Origin of the sequence: Nocardioides islandensis, from assembly GCF_015352455.1 — a bacterium.
Taxonomy (GTDB): domain Bacteria; phylum Actinomycetota; class Actinomycetes; order Propionibacteriales; family Nocardioidaceae; genus Nocardioides; species Nocardioides islandensis.
This window is the reverse complement of sequence record NZ_JADKPN010000016.1, coordinates 87,752-101,135: the sequence shown is the minus strand read 5'-3', so window position 1 is coordinate 101,135 and position 13,384 is coordinate 87,752. Positions and strand designations below refer to the sequence as shown.

13 protein-coding genes are annotated in these 13,384 nt (G+C 70.3%); 7 read left to right on the top strand and 6 right to left on the bottom strand.

The genetic code is table 11. The features are described 5' to 3' along the window. Positions 1 to 87 precede the first annotated feature (87 nt). Positions 88 to 858, top strand: a complete 771-nt coding sequence (locus ISU07_RS20790; RefSeq protein WP_194708752.1) for an inositol monophosphatase family protein — start codon at positions 88 to 90, stop codon at positions 856 to 858. Positions 859 to 931: 73 nt separating this feature from the next. Further along, positions 932 to 1,999 (top strand): glycosyltransferase, encoded by a 1,068-nt coding sequence (locus ISU07_RS20785; RefSeq protein WP_194708751.1) that lies wholly within the window; start codon positions 932 to 934, stop codon positions 1,997 to 1,999. A 296-nt stretch (positions 2,000 to 2,295) separates the two neighbouring features. Here ISU07_RS20785 and ISU07_RS20780 read toward each other — a convergent pair whose 3' ends face one another. The 4 genes from ISU07_RS20780 to ISU07_RS20765 all read right to left on the bottom strand — a co-directional run bounded on the left by ISU07_RS20780 (position 2,296) and on the right by ISU07_RS20765 (position 6,611). Further along, on the bottom strand, positions 2,296 to 3,039 hold the full coding sequence (locus ISU07_RS20780) for a glycoside hydrolase family 16 protein (protein WP_194708750.1): 744 nt from the start codon (positions 3,037 to 3,039) through the stop codon (positions 2,296 to 2,298). 124 nt (positions 3,040 to 3,163) lie between these two features. Further along, on the bottom strand, positions 3,164 to 3,940 hold the full coding sequence (locus tag ISU07_RS20775) for a succinate dehydrogenase/fumarate reductase iron-sulfur subunit (RefSeq protein ID WP_194708749.1): 777 nt from the start codon (positions 3,938 to 3,940) through the stop codon (positions 3,164 to 3,166). Between the two features lie 9 nt (positions 3,941 to 3,949). After that, the gene (locus ISU07_RS20770; protein ID WP_194708748.1) at positions 3,950 to 5,818 is read right to left on the bottom strand and encodes a fumarate reductase/succinate dehydrogenase flavoprotein subunit; all 1,869 of its coding nucleotides are present in this window, start codon (positions 5,816 to 5,818) and stop codon (positions 3,950 to 3,952) included. Position 5,819: 1 nt separating this feature from the next. Next, positions 5,820 to 6,611: a hypothetical protein gene (locus ISU07_RS20765; protein WP_194708747.1), complete on the bottom strand. Its 792-nt coding sequence runs from the start codon at positions 6,609 to 6,611 to the stop codon at positions 5,820 to 5,822. Between the two features lie 149 nt (positions 6,612 to 6,760). Here ISU07_RS20765 and ISU07_RS20760 point away from each other — a divergent pair, with 149 nt between their 5' ends. From ISU07_RS20760 to ISU07_RS20745, 4 genes are all read left to right on the top strand, one after another. Beyond that, positions 6,761 to 8,437, top strand: coding sequence for an FAD-dependent oxidoreductase (locus tag ISU07_RS20760; protein ID WP_194708746.1), 1,677 nt, complete (start codon positions 6,761 to 6,763; stop codon positions 8,435 to 8,437). Positions 8,438 to 8,447: 10 nt separating this feature from the next. Continuing rightward, entirely contained in the window at positions 8,448 to 9,821 is a 1,374-nt protein-coding gene (locus ISU07_RS24955) for a sensor histidine kinase (RefSeq protein ID WP_194708745.1), read from the top strand. A 24-nt stretch (positions 9,822 to 9,845) separates the two neighbouring features. After that, entirely contained in the window at positions 9,846 to 10,808 is a 963-nt protein-coding gene (locus ISU07_RS20750) for a GNAT family N-acetyltransferase (RefSeq protein ID WP_323742737.1), read from the top strand. Between the two features lie 163 nt (positions 10,809 to 10,971). Beyond that, positions 10,972 to 11,394 (top strand): cupin domain-containing protein, encoded by a 423-nt coding sequence (locus ISU07_RS20745; protein ID WP_323742736.1) that lies wholly within the window; start codon positions 10,972 to 10,974, stop codon positions 11,392 to 11,394. 51 nt (positions 11,395 to 11,445) lie between these two features. Here ISU07_RS20745 and ISU07_RS20740 read toward each other — a convergent pair whose 3' ends face one another. Continuing rightward, positions 11,446 to 12,297 carry a hypothetical protein gene (locus ISU07_RS20740; protein ID WP_194708743.1) on the bottom strand — a complete coding sequence of 284 codons (852 nt, stop codon included), beginning with the start codon at positions 12,295 to 12,297 and terminating at the stop codon, positions 11,446 to 11,448. Positions 12,298 to 12,450: 153 nt separating this feature from the next. On the opposite strand from ISU07_RS20740, the gene ISU07_RS20735 reads away from it, so the two are divergent. Further along, positions 12,451 to 12,711 carry a hypothetical protein gene (locus ISU07_RS20735; RefSeq protein WP_194708742.1) on the top strand — a complete coding sequence of 87 codons (261 nt, stop codon included), beginning with the start codon at positions 12,451 to 12,453 and terminating at the stop codon, positions 12,709 to 12,711. A gap of 241 nt (positions 12,712 to 12,952) precedes the next feature. Here ISU07_RS20735 and ISU07_RS20730 read toward each other — a convergent pair whose 3' ends face one another. Further along, positions 12,953 to 13,333, bottom strand: a complete 381-nt coding sequence (locus tag ISU07_RS20730) for a nuclear transport factor 2 family protein (protein WP_194708741.1) — start codon at positions 13,331 to 13,333, stop codon at positions 12,953 to 12,955. Positions 13,334 to 13,384 lie beyond the last annotated feature (51 nt).

Genomic DNA, 13,384 nt, shown 5'->3' with positions numbered 1-13,384 from the left:
GGGTTCGACTCTAGGAGTGGCCTCAGGACCCAGCCAGTCGGGACCACTGTGACTTTTCTGGCTCCGGGTCCGTGGTGGGATGGGCGCGTGAACGACGCCGAGGTAGCCATCGCCGCCGCGACGGCCGGCGCGGCCGAGGTGCGTGCGAGCTACGGGAGGCCGGTCGACCGCTACGCCAAGGAGGGCACCGACTTCGCGACGTCCGCCGACATCGCCTCGGAGCGGGCCATCCGCGCCGTCGTGACCGAGCAGCGCCCCGGCGACGCGATGGTCGGCGAGGAGGAGGGCCGGTCCGGTCCCGACGGCGCGACGCGGGAGTGGGTGGTCGACCCGCTCTGCGGCACCCGCAACTTCGCGGCCACCACGCCGCTGGTCGCGGTGAACGTCGCCCTGTACGCCGGCGCGGAGGTCGTCGCCGCGGCCAGCGCCGACCCGATCTCGGGCGAGGTGTTCTGGACCGACGGCGCTGCGGCCTGGCTGCGTCACGACGGGGTCGACACCCCGCTGACGCCGAGCGCGGTCTCGCTGCTGGTCGACCTGGACATGGACCACCCGGACGGCGGCGAGAGCCTGCACCTGCTGGGTCACCCGACGTTCCTGCGGGACTTCCAGCCCCGGGTGAGCTCGACGACGCTGGCCATGACCTGGCTCGCGGCGGGGCGGCGGGCGGGTTACCTGCACGAGGGCGACGTCCACCGCAACGTCCACTTCGCGGCACCGATCGCCATCGCCCAGGCCGCCGGCTGCGTGGTCACCGGCGTCCAGGGGCAGCCCCTCCACACCGGCCGGCTCGGCCTGCTGGCCGCTGCCGACGAGGAGACGCACGCCGCCCTCCTGGCGATCCTGCGCGACCGCTGAGGGTTCATCCCCGGTTGCGGTCGCGTTCACGCCGACCTCGCCGCGACGTACCCGGGCCGCCCACGCTGGAGGCATGACCAGCCCACGGCGCATCGTCCTGGTGACGGAGTCTTTCGACCCGCGGCTCACGGGGACCGCGGGCACGGTCCGGCAGGTCGCCGACCGGCTGGTGGCGCTGGGCCACCGCGTGCGGATCCTGACCGCGGGGCCCGGCCCCGCGTCGTACCACGCGGTCGGCATCAGCCGGTTCTCGCCGCCGCGCCGCAACGCCAAGCTGCGCGAGGCACTGACGGCGTTCGGGCCGGACCTCGTGCACGTGTTCACGCCGGGTCCTGTGGGCACGCGAGCCCTCCGCCAGGCGCGTCGGATGGGCGTGCCGACCCTGGTGACCGAGACGTCGCCGCGCGCCGAGTACGCGCCGCCACAGTGGCGCGCGAGCGTGGCCGAGCGGGCGGACCGGCTCGTGGTCACCGCCTCCTGGTTGCGCGACCGCCTGAGTGGTGCCGGCCTGCCCGCGCTGCTGTGGACGCCCGGCGTGGACACGGACGTGTTCTCGCCGGCGCGCCGCGACCAGGCGCTGCGCGCCTCCTGGACCGACGGCGACCTCACGCAGGTCGTCGTCGGCTACGTCGGCAGCCTGCGCAAGCGGCACGGCGTACGCCGCCTGGCCGAGGTGGCCGCCGTGCCGGGCACCCGGCTGGTGGTCGTCGGCGACGGGCCGCAGCAGGCGTGGCTGCGCAGCCGGCTGCCGGAGTCGGTCCGGTTCACCGGCACGCTGAAGCCGCGGGAGGCGGCGATGGCCATCGCGTCGCTCGACCTGCTCGTAGCGCCGAGCACGGTGGCGACGTGTGCCCACGCACTCCGGGAGGCCGCGGCCTGCGGGGTTCCCGTCGTGGCGCCGCGGGCCGGCGGCGCGATCGACGTGGTGCGGCACCTGGAGACCGGGCTGCTGTACGACCCCGCCGACCCGGTCGGACTCGCGGACGCGGTGGCCGCGGTCGTCGCGGACCGCCGCCGTCAGCTGCTCGGTGACCACGCCCGGGAGGTCTCCGCGCGGCGTACCTGGCGCGACGCGGTGGACGAGCTGGTGCGCGAGCACTACGCCCCGCTGCTGGGCTCGAGCCTCTCCGCAGCCGCCTGACCTGGGCGTTTCCGGTGTTCCCTCCGGGGATTTGGTGCGCGATCCGTTGACTTCGTAACATTCCGCTCACGAAGTCGCCGCCCTGTGTGTGAGCCAGGAGCGCGACCACACATCGGCGCTCCAGGGCTCGGGCACGGCGCTGCACATATCTGCTGGTCGCGCGACCGGGTCCCCCGTCCTGTGCTGCGCGGCCAGGCGGAGAGCCCCGTGCCGTGGCAGGAACAGGGGCGCCCCCCCAGGCTGCTGGCCGGTCGACCGGACCCCCCCTCCGGTCGGCCGGTCAGCTCGTGCCCGCCTCAGCCCGCGATGTGGTCGACGACCAGCTCCGGGACGAGGTGGTCGTCCCCGCCGACCGACCACTGCGGGAAGTCGTAGACCGCGACCATCAGCTGGAGCGGGTACGTCGGCGGCCGTGGGCAGCGGCGTACGTCCTCGCCGTCCACCGAGAAGACCGCCTCCGACCCGTCCCAGTCGACCGCGTAGGTGTGGAAGTCCGCCGGGTCGATCGGCAGCCGGGGCGAGTCGAAGTCCTGGGTCAGCGCCGGGTCGCGGAACGCCTTGATGCCCACGCCGACCTCCGCGCTCCCGTCGCGCACGGACCGGCCGAAGATCTCCACCACGCACAGCTCGCCGCAGCGCAGCTGCTCCGGGTCGTCCTCGAGCCCGGCCAGCCACAGCGCCCCCATGGACCGCGGCGAGATCGTCATCCGGCAGCGGATCTCGACGTGACCGCTGCTGGGCAGCCAGCCCTCGAAGCGTGGCTGCTCCTCCCGGACGGTCAGGCCCTCGCGGAAGCGCTGCTGGCCCAGCGTGCTGCCCGTCGGCCCGGACCAGCTGCCGGACTGGATGGCGGAGACCCGCAACGGCGGCTCGTGGACCGGCCACGTCGGGTGGTCGGTCGGGATGTCGAGGACGAGGCAGGAGTCCTCGATGCGGTACGACGCCCGGGTCTGGTCCCTCGAGCTCCAGGCCGGGAGGTACCAGGGGAACCAGACGCCGGTGTCCAGCTCGGGCCCGTCGAAGTCGTCGCGGAACGCCATGCGGCGACGCTAGCGGCGGCCGCCCCCGGCGTCGCTGGACGGGCAATCCTTGCGCAGGACGCGAAGCTTCACCCATCCAGCGGCGGTTTCACCGGCCGGCCGGTGAAACCGACAGGCCGCCCGCTCAGACCGGCGTACGGCCCTCGTTGTCCTTGTTGCGGATGCCGATCTTGTCGCCGAGCCACACCAGCGGGTCGAACTTCTTGTCGGCCACGCGCTCCTTCATGGGGATGATCGCGTTGTCGGTGATGTGGATGCCCTCGGGGCAGACCTCGGTGCAGCACTTGGTGATGTTGCACATGCCGATGCCCGCCGAGTCCTGGGCGCGCTCGCGGCGGTCGGCGGTGTCGAGGGGGTGCATGTCGAGCTCGGCGTACCGCAGGAAGAACCGGGGGCCGGAGAAGGCCTTCTTGTTGTCCTCGTGGTCACGGACGACGTGGCAGACGTTCTGGCACAGGTAGCACTCGATGCACTTGCGGAACTCCTGGCCGCGCTCGACGTCCTCCTGCATCATCGTGCGCTTCTCGCCGGGCTTGCGCTCCGGGAGCTGCACGTAGGGCAGCTCCTTGGCCTTCTCGTAGTTGTACGAGACGTCGGTGACCAGGTCCCGGATCACCGGGAACGTGCGCAACGGCGTGACCGTGATGGTCTCGGCCTCGTCGAAGTCCGAGAGCCGGCACATGCACATCAGCTTCGGCCGGCCGTTGACCTCGGCCGAGCAGGAGCCGCACTTGCCGGCCTTGCAGTTCCAGCGCACCGCGAGGTCGCCCGCCTGGGTCGCCTGCACGCGGTGGATCGCGTCGAGCACCACCTCGCCGGACTCGACCTCGACGTCGTAGTCCTTGAGCTCGCCGCCCGACTGGTCGCCGCGCCAGAGCCGCATCTTCAGGGTGTAGGCCACGAGGGTCTCCTAGTCGAAGAACTTCTTCAGGTCGTCGGGCATGGGGGGCAGCGGCTGCGGGTTGAGCATCACGCTCTCGCCGTCCTCGGAGATCGACACCACGAGGTTCTTGGCGCCCCACTCGGGGTTCGGCCCGGGGAAGTCGTCGCGGGTGTGCCCGCCGCGCGACTCCTGCCGCTCCAGCGCGGCCTTCGCGATCGACTCGGAGACCAGCAGCATGTTGCGCAGGTCGATGGCCAGGTGCCAGCCGGGGTTGTACTGCCGGTGGCCCTCGACGACGAGGTTGCGCGCACGCTCCTTGAGCGTCTCGATCTCCTTCAGCGACTGGGTGAGCTCCTCGGCGGTGCGGATGATGCCGACGAGGTCGTTCATCTTCTGCTGGAGGTCCTGCTGGATGGAGTACGGGTTCTCGCCACCGGTCGACTCGAACGGCGCCAGCGCGTGCTTCTCGGCCGCCCGGACGTCGTCGTCGGAGATCGCCGGCCGGTCGTCGCCGAGGCCGCTCGTGTACGCCGCGGCGGACTCGCCCGCGCGCCGGCCGAAGACCAGCAGGTCGGACAGCGAGTTGCCGCCGAGCCGGTTCGAGCCGTGCATGCCGCCGGAGCACTCGCCCACGGCGTACAGGCCGGGCACGGCGGACAGCTCGGTGTCCGCGTCGACCTCGACGCCGCCCATGACGTAGTGACACGTCGGGCCGATCTCCATCGGCTCCGCGGTGATGTCGACGTCGGCCAGCTCCTTGAACTGGTGGTACATCGACGGCAGCCGCTTGCGGATGAACTCCGGCGTGCGCCGCGAGGCGATGTCGAGGTAGATGCCGCCGTGCTCGCTGCCCCGGCCCGCCTTGATCTCGGAGTTGATCGCGCGCGCGACCTCGTCACGCGGGAGCAGCTCGGGTGGGCGGCGGTTGTTCTTCTTGTCCTCGTACCAGCGGTCGGCCTCCTCCTCGGTGTCGGCCGTCTCCGCCTTGAAGAACTCGGGGATGTAGTCGAACATGAACCGCTTGCCCTCGGAGTTCTTGAGGATGCCGCCGTCGCCGCGCACCGACTCCGTGACCAGCAGCCCCTTCACCGACGGCGGCCACACCATGCCGGTCGGGTGGAACTGGACGAACTCCATGTTGATCAGCTTCGCGCCGGCGCGCAGGGCCATCGCGTGGCCGTCGCCGGTGTACTCCCAGGAGTTCGAGGTGACCTTGAACGACTTGCCGATGCCCCCGGTGGCCAGGATGACGCTCGGCGCTTCGAACGTGATGAAGCGGCCGGTCTCGCGCCAGTAGCCGAAGGCGCCGGAGATCTTGTCGCCGTCCTTGAGCAGGTCGGTGACGGTGCACTCCATGAACACGTCGATGCCGAGCTGCACCGTGCGCTGCTGGAGCGTGCGGATCATCTCCAGGCCGGTGCGGTCGCCGACGTGGGCGAGCCGTGCGTAGCGGTGGCCGCCGAAGTCGCGCTGGGAGATCAGGCCGTCCTGGGTGCGGTCGAACAGCGCACCCCAGTCCTCGAGCTCGAGCACCCGCTCGGGCGCCTCCTGGGCGTGCAGCTGGGCCATCCGCCAGTTGTTGAGCATCTTCCCGCCACGCATGGTGTCGCGGAAGTGCACCTCCCAGTTGTCGTCGGGCCACAGGTTGCCCATGGCCGCGGCGATGCCGCCCTCGGCCATCACCGTGTGCGCCTTGCCGAGCAGGGACTTGCAGACGACGGCGGTCCTCGCGCCCGCGTCGTGCGCCGCGATGGCCGCGCGCAGACCGGCACCGCCGGCGCCGATCACGACGACGTCGTACTTGTGGTGCTCGATGCCGTGCGAACCGCGAGACTCCTCGTCGGACATGCGGTTGCCCGTCATCGGGTGGCGGTCCTCCATCGGGGTGTCGGTCATCTCAGAAGAACCTCGGGTCGTCGAACGCACCGGTCGACAACAGGTAGACGTAGAAGTCGGCGATCGCCACGGAGAACAGCGAGGCCCACGCGTACTTCGCGTGGTCGCCGTTCAGCCTGGACACCCAGGTCCAGAGCTTGTAGCGCACCGGGTGCTTGGAGAAGTGCCGCAGCCGGCCGCCGACGGCGTGCCGGCACGAGTGGCAGGAGAGCGTGTAGAGCCAGATGAGCGCGATGTTGACCAGGAAGATCAGCGTGCCGAGACCCATGTGGATGCCGTCGGACTCACCCTCGGCCGGACCGAACGCGAGGACCGTGTCCCAGCTCAGGATCAGCGCGACCACCACGGCGGCGTACCAGAACCAGCGGTGGATGTTGTTCAGGATCAGCGGCAGCCGGGTCTCGCCGGAGTAGGCCTTGTGCGGCTCGGCGACCGCGCACGCCGGCGGGCTCATCCAGAACGCGCGGTAGTAGGCCTTGCGGTAGTAGTAGCAGGTCATCCGGAAGCCCAGCGGGAAGATCAGGATGATCAGCGCCGCCGAGAGGGGCCACCAGCCGAAGGGCTGGCCGAAGTCCGAAGCGCCGTTCACGCAGTCGCCGAGGCACGGCGAGTAGAACGGCGACAGGTACGGCTCGGTGAAGTAGTTCGAGCCGGCGAACGCCCGCCACGTCGCGTAGACGACGAACCCGGAGAAGATCACGAAGGTGGTCAGCGGGTAGAGCCACCACCGGTCGGTCCGCAGGGTCTTGTCAGGGATCCTGGCCCTGGTGGGCCCGGTCACGCCTGTGGACATCCAGTGGTCCCTTCTGGATTCGCGAGCATTCTGGAGTTCGTCGGTGCCGTTGGAGGTTATGCCTCGGGATCGGCCGTCGCCACACGGGGTGGCCCCCATCGGGCGCGCTGTGGGCTATGTCACGTCACGCCCCGCGCTATCCTCACGCCGTGTCGAAGCCCGCCATCCTGACGGTCGACGACGACCAGCAGGTCTCGGCCGCCCTGGCTCGCGACCTCCGCAGCAAGTACGGCCGCGACTACCGCATCGTGCGTGCCTCCTCCGGCGAGGAGGCCCTCGAGGTGCTCGCCGAGCTGACGCTGCGCGACCGCCCGGTGGCCCTGATCGCGGCCGACCAGCGGATGCCGCGGATGACCGGCATCGACGTGCTGGCCGAGGCGCAGCAGCGCGGGTACGCCGTGGGCGCCAAGCGCGTCTTGCTGACGGCGTACGCCGACACCGAGGTGGCCATCCAGGCCATCAACGACATCGGTCTCGACCACTACCTGATGAAGCCGTGGGACCCGCCCGAGGAGCGGCTGTTCCCCGTCCTCGACGACCTGCTCGGCGACTGGCACACCGAGAACCCCGACCAGACCTCCGAGCTGCGTGTCGTCGACCACCGGTGGTCCGACCGCGGGCACGAGGTGAAGACCTTCCTGGCGCGCAACCACGTGCCGTACCGCTGGCTCGACGTCGAGCTCGACGAGGAGGGCCGGCGACTGGCCGACCTCGCCGGCGCGGCCCCCGAGGACCTGCCGCTCGTGCTGCCGGCCGAGGCCGACCCGCTGCGCGCGCCCACCAACGTGCAGCTGGCCGACGCCCTCGGCTTGAGCACGCAGGCGCAGCAGCCGCTGTACGACGTGTGCATCGTCGGCGGCGGCCCGGCGGGCCTGGCGTCCGCGGTGTACGCAGCGTCGGAGGGTCTGTCCACGATCGTGGTCGAGCGGCACGCACCGGGCGGCCAGGCCGGCACCAGCGCGGCGATCGAGAACTACCTCGGCTTCCCGAAGGGCCTCAGCGGTGCGGACCTCACGGCACGCGCGCTGGCCCAGGTCCAGCGCTTCGGTGCGGAGCTGGTGCTGGCCCGCGACGTGGTCGGGCTCGAGCAGCGCGGCCCGGTACGGGCGGTGCTGTTCGACGGGGGTGCCATCGAGGCGCGCTCGGTGATCGTGACGACCGGCGTCTCCTACCGCCGGCTCGAGGCCGAGGGCCTCGACGACCTGACCGGACGCGGCATCTACTACGGCGCGGACGCCAGCGACGCGCGTCAGGTCGAGGGCGACGAGGTCTACGTCGTCGGGGCGGCCAACTCCGCCGGCCAGGCCGCGCTGAACATGGCCAAGCACGCGGGACGGGTCGTGATGGTCGTGCGCGGGACGGACCTCGAGGCATCCATGTCGCGCTACCTCATCGACCGCATCGAGGCGCACCCCTCGATCGAGGTACGGGCGTCCAGCGAGGTCCGCTCGGTCCGCGGCGACGGGCACCTCGAGGGCCTGACCATCCTCGACCGCGGCACCGGCACGTGCACCGAGGTCCCGGCGAGCTGGCTGTTCATCTTCATCGGCGCCGAGCCGCGCACCGACTGGCTGGGCAAGGAGGTCGCGCGGGACCGGCGCGGGTACGTCGTCACCGGCCCGGACCTCGTGCGTGGTGCCACCGACGCCGGGGAGACCAGCACCTGGCCGCTGCCGGCGCGGGCGCCGTACGCGCTGGAGACCAGCGTCCCCGGCGTCTTCGCGGCCGGTGACGTGCGCTTCGACTCCATGAAGCGCGTCGCCTCCGCCGTCGGCGAGGGCGCGATGGCCGTGCACCTGGTGCACCGGTACCTCGCGACGACCTGAGGACGGACACGTGCGCGTCGACGAGCTCCGGCAGCTGGCCATCTTCGAGAAGGTCAACGACGAGCGACTGCAGCGGCTGCTCGACGTCGGCCACACCGTCGAGATCGAGCCGGGGCTCCAGCTGTTCACCGAGGGCGACCCGGCCGACCACTGGTGGGTGCTGGTCGACGGTGCGGTCGACCTGTTCCGCACGGTCGGCCGCGAGGAGGCCCGCGTCGGGCAGATGCTGCCGGGCCGGTGGGCCGGCGGCTTCCGCGCGTGGGACGACGACGGCGTGTACCTCGCGACCGGACGCGGGGTCGAGTTCGGGCGGCTGCTCAAGGTGCCCGCTCACGACCTGCGCGACCTGATGGAGGAGTGGCTGCCGCTGGCGGTGCACCTGGTGCGCGGGGTGTTCGGGACGGCGCGCACGATCGAGGCCACCGTCCGGCAGCGGGAGTCGCTGGTCACCCTCGGCACGCTGTCGGCCGGTCTCGCCCACGAGCTCAACAACCCGGCCTCGGCGGCGGTGCGCACCGTCGGCACCATGGGCACGACGCTGGACGGCCTGCTGGCCTCGCTGGGCCAGCTGGCCGAGGGCGCCATCACCGCCGAGCAGTTCCTCGCGCTCGAGCGGCTGCGCCGGACGATCGAGCCACCGGCCGCGACCCGCTCACCGATGCAGATCTCGGACGCCGAGGAGGAGCTCGGCGAGTGGCTCGAGGACCACGACGTCGAGGACGCCTGGGCCCTGGCCGCGACGCTGGCCGGAGCCGGCGTACCGATCGACTGGTGCGAGAAGGCCGCCGACCTGCTGCCCGGACGGGCGTTGCAGGCCGGGCTCTCGTGGGTCGCCGGCACGTTGTCGGTCGCGGCCCAGCTCGGCGAGCTGCGCGAGGCGACCGGCCGGGTCTCGGAGCTGGTGAGCGCGGTGCGGTCCTACACGCAGATGGACCGCGCGTCGCTCCAGCCCGTGGACGTCGTCGAGGGCCTGACCAGCACGCTCGTGATGCTCGGGCACAAGCTGAAGGACGGTGTCGAGGTGCAGCGCGACTTCGCGCCCGACCTGCCGCGGATCGACGCGTACGCCGGCGAGCTCAACCAGGTCTGGACGAACCTCATCGACAACGCCGTCGACGCGATGGACGGCGTCGGCACGCTGCGCATCAGCACGCGCGCCGAGGACGACGCGATCGTGATCGAGATCGCGGACAGCGGCCCCGGCCTCTCGCCGGAGGCGGAGAGCCGCGCCTTCGACGCCTTCTTCACGACCAAGGACGTCGGCAAGGGCACCGGCCTCGGCCTCGACATCGCCCGCCGCGTCGTCGTCGAGCGCCACCAGGGCACCATCGAGCTGGTCCGCGAGGGCGGCGAGACGGTGGCGAGAATCCGGCTGCCGCGCTAGGTCCCTCATCGCTAGCCTTCGCGCGTGAAGGGACCGGAGATCGCGCCGTTGACCGAGGAACACCTGGACGGCGCGGCGGAGGTGCTGGCCGCCCGGCACCGGCGGCATCGCGCCGCCGAGCCGCTGCTGTCGCCGGCGTACGAGGACGCCGCTGCCTGTCGAGAGCTGATCGCGACGGCGTACGCCGCGGACGACGCCTCCGGGGCGGTTGCGCTCGACGGGAGCCGCGTCGTCGGCTACCTGCTGGGCGCCCCGAAGAACGACTCCTGGGGTGTGAACACGTGGGTGGAGTCGGCCGGCCACGCGGTCGAGGTGCCGGAGGTCGCGCGCACCCTGTACGCCGTCGCCGCGACGCGGTGGCTGGAGGAGGGCCGGACGGCGCACTACGTCCTGCTGCCGTCGCACGACGCGGAGCTGGTGCACACCTGGTTCCGGCTGGCCTTCGGCTGGCAGCACACCCACGCCGTCCGCGAGCCTGCTGAGGCCGGCCCGGTCCGCGAAGGGCTCACGGTGCGGCAGCCGCGTCGCGACGAGATCCCCGTGCTCGCGCGGCTCGACATGGTGCTCACCGACCACCAGCACCTCTCGCCGTGCTTCTCCGGCGGTCCGCTCGACGTCTACGAGGAGCGGGTCGCGGACTGGGAGGAGGACTTCGACAACCCGAAGTACTGGAACGTCGTGGTCGAGCACGACGGCTCGCTCGTCGGCAGCGCGGTTGGCTGCTCGCTGGACGTCTCCTCCAGCCACGCCGGACCGGCGGCCCCGGAGCACGCTGGCTTCCTGGGCTTCGCGGCGGTCTTCCCCGGCGCTCGCGGGCTCGGCGTCGGCCGCGCGCTGGGCGAGGCGGTGTCGGCCTGGGCGCTCGCCGAGGGGTACTCGAGCCTGGTCACCGACTGGCGCGAGACCAACCTGCTCTCCTCCCGCGCCTGGCGCGGCCTGGGGTACCGCGACACGTTCACCCGCCTCCATCGGCTGGTGGGGCACTGATCGATCAGTTCGCCGGTCCTCGCCAACCGCCGCTGGCTGTTCCTCCCTCAGTTCGTCACACCGCCGCGAAACGGCGCATCTGAGAGGGACACTGACTCGCTCCACCACGCCGCCGGAGCAACACGCGAAGACGGAGGGATGCCGAGGCGTCAGTCGCGGGACAATGGTTCTGCTCACAGGGAGGTACGCCATGCAGACTCGCCCGTTTCCGTCCGCACCCGACGCTCGCTCCCCAGCAGGGGCAGAGATCCGGTACCTGATCGAGGGCGAGACGGGCAACATGATCCACTCCACCGTCCCGGCAGGTCAGGTGAATCGGGCGACCGTCCATGCCACGGTCAGCGAGTTCTGGCATGTTCTCTCGGGCCAGGGGCAGATATGGCGACGCAACGACACTGCCGAGGAAACGACCGTTCTGACGGCAGGCGTCACTATCGACATACCGGTCGGGACCGCATTCCAAGATCGCTGCACCAGCGCCGACCCACTCCGGTTCCTCTGCATCTCCATGCCGCCGTGGCCCGGCGACCAAGAAGCGACCGTCCTCGAAGGGCCTTGGAAGCCGACAGCTCCCGAAGGTCGGTGATCGGTCCAGCCGGTGCGTCACACCGCCGCGAGCAGGACTACCAGCCCACCACTATCCACGGCTGCGATTGGGCACGCTTCGGTCACGGAACAACATCACTGCCTGCTGGTGCAGGCCGTTGGTGATGGTGGCCGCGCCAACAAACGCCTCGTCGTTCACCGCAAGCAGCGCGTGCACTCCACCTTCGATGGGGCTCTCGTCAAGCCTGTCCGAACCGCGCAGCATCGTGCTTCCGCGACCATGCTGCATGCCCGAAAGGGTTCTCCACGTGCTACGCAGGATGAGATCGGAGCCGTCCCTCAAATCGCAGTGCCTCAACTTCCCGAGTTCGTCGAGCACATTGACCTTCCTGGGGAGGGGCCAATTCATGCCGAGCTCTTCGGCTTCGCGACTGTAAGTGCGATCGTGGTCCTCGATGACCGCCCGATGTTGAGCTCGGTCGGCCTCCAGTCTCGCGTGATCCTCAGGATCAACGAATCGCTCGATCGACTTGAGGTCGGCGTAGTAGGTGCGATGCTCCAATTCGTCAAGCCACTCGAGTAGCAAGCCTCGTCTGCGGCGCTCGAGACTTTCGTCCGGGTCAAGTAGCCAGATCGCGTAGAACGCCGCCTCAAATGTTGGGCGCAGGAGATTCCACGGGGCGAACTGCGTTGCCCCGTGATGATGCAACAGCGACCGCAGGGCATCGTGGTTATCCCAAGCGATGTCCAAGCAGCGCTGCGCACCAAAGTAGGTTCTCCTGCCACTCGTCTGCGCCTCGTCGATCATCCGATCGTGAAGAATGCGGGCGTCACGGTCCTGGAGGGCCTGCCGAGTACCGCGATAGAGATCCTCAAGCACCTTCCAACGGCGAGGGAGCTCCCCGAGGTCCATCTCCCCCGCCGGGACTCGATCTGTCAGCACGCACACATGGTCGCGCTCCGCACCGACATCTCGCGTTCGCCCGAGACAGGAACTCCGGTGCGGACCTGCGTCCATCCGCCGCGAAGCTTCTCCAAGGAGCTGTTGCTGACGATCTGTCTGCGCTGAGGAATCGTCCTGGGCTAGCGTTCGCAGGTGACCAAGCACGTCTATGACGAAGAGGCAAGTGAGCGTCTCCATATGGACGTGGTTCACGAGATCGACGACAGGCCTGGCTCCCGCGGGGAGTGGATCGACGCGATGCGTCGACTGAACTCCATCAACGATCCCTTGGCGCGCAGCATCGTCGCCCTCCATCCAGACTGCGGCACTGGAGGGGGCGAGTGCGACTCGGACCTGGACGACCCGTTACCGCTTACTCAGCGGATCGATGGGGCTGCGAGACCTTGTCTCTAGTCGCAGCGCACCACGGCATCGTCTACCGAGCCGAGTCGGCCCCGCCGGACGAGTAGCCGCGTCACTTCGCCGCCAGTGGACCGGGCGGCTAGCTACTCGCTGCCTTGACCCTCAAGAGGAAGAGCTCAGCTCGAACCTCCAGTACCGGCCCTGACTGAATGTAGGAGCATTGAAACCTCCGACCGCAACACGCCGCGGAGCAGGCCGTCGCTCCATGGCCTTCCGATTGGTTCGGCGGCGCCTAGATGGGGAGTCCCTCCATGCCCAGCTCCGCGTTCGGGATGCCGGCCGAGGCGTGCACCTGGATCACTCTCCAGGCATCGGGCTCACGACGGAGCACACCGGTCATCCGGACAACTGCGGGGGCCGCACCCTCGACCGCAACGCTCCCGCGGGCCTCGAACCATCCCATCCCGTCGTTCTCGTATCCGCGAACGTCGGTCATCTCAATCGGCAGGCCGCCCGACACCTCGAGCTGGGCCCGGAACGCCTTCGCCGAGGTGTCGTAGCCCTCCCACCACTCCTCCGCGTCGGTTCCGATCGCGGTCGTGAGGTCCTCGGACAGTCCGGCGGTGGCAACGTCGGCGTCGCCTGTCTTCATGGCCTCGAGCATCTCGAGCACTACTGCTTCGACTGCGTGGCTACGCTGCATTGAATCCCCCATTCTCGGGGG

Coding starts and splice junctions, on each gene's coding strand:
- ISU07_RS20785 (WP_194708751.1), top strand. CDS start 932: ATGACCAGCCCACGGCGCATCGTCCTGGTGACGGAGTCTTTCGACCCG.
- ISU07_RS20780 (WP_194708750.1), bottom strand. CDS start 3,039: ATGGCGTTCCGCGACGACTTCGACGGGCCCGAGCTGGACACCGGCGTC.
- ISU07_RS20770 (WP_194708748.1), bottom strand. CDS start 5,818: ATGACCGACACCCCGATGGAGGACCGCCACCCGATGACGGGCAACCGC.
- ISU07_RS20765 (WP_194708747.1), bottom strand. CDS start 6,611: ATGTCCACAGGCGTGACCGGGCCCACCAGGGCCAGGATCCCTGACAAG.
- ISU07_RS20745 (WP_323742736.1), top strand. CDS start 10,972: ATGGTTCTGCTCACAGGGAGGTACGCCATGCAGACTCGCCCGTTTCCG.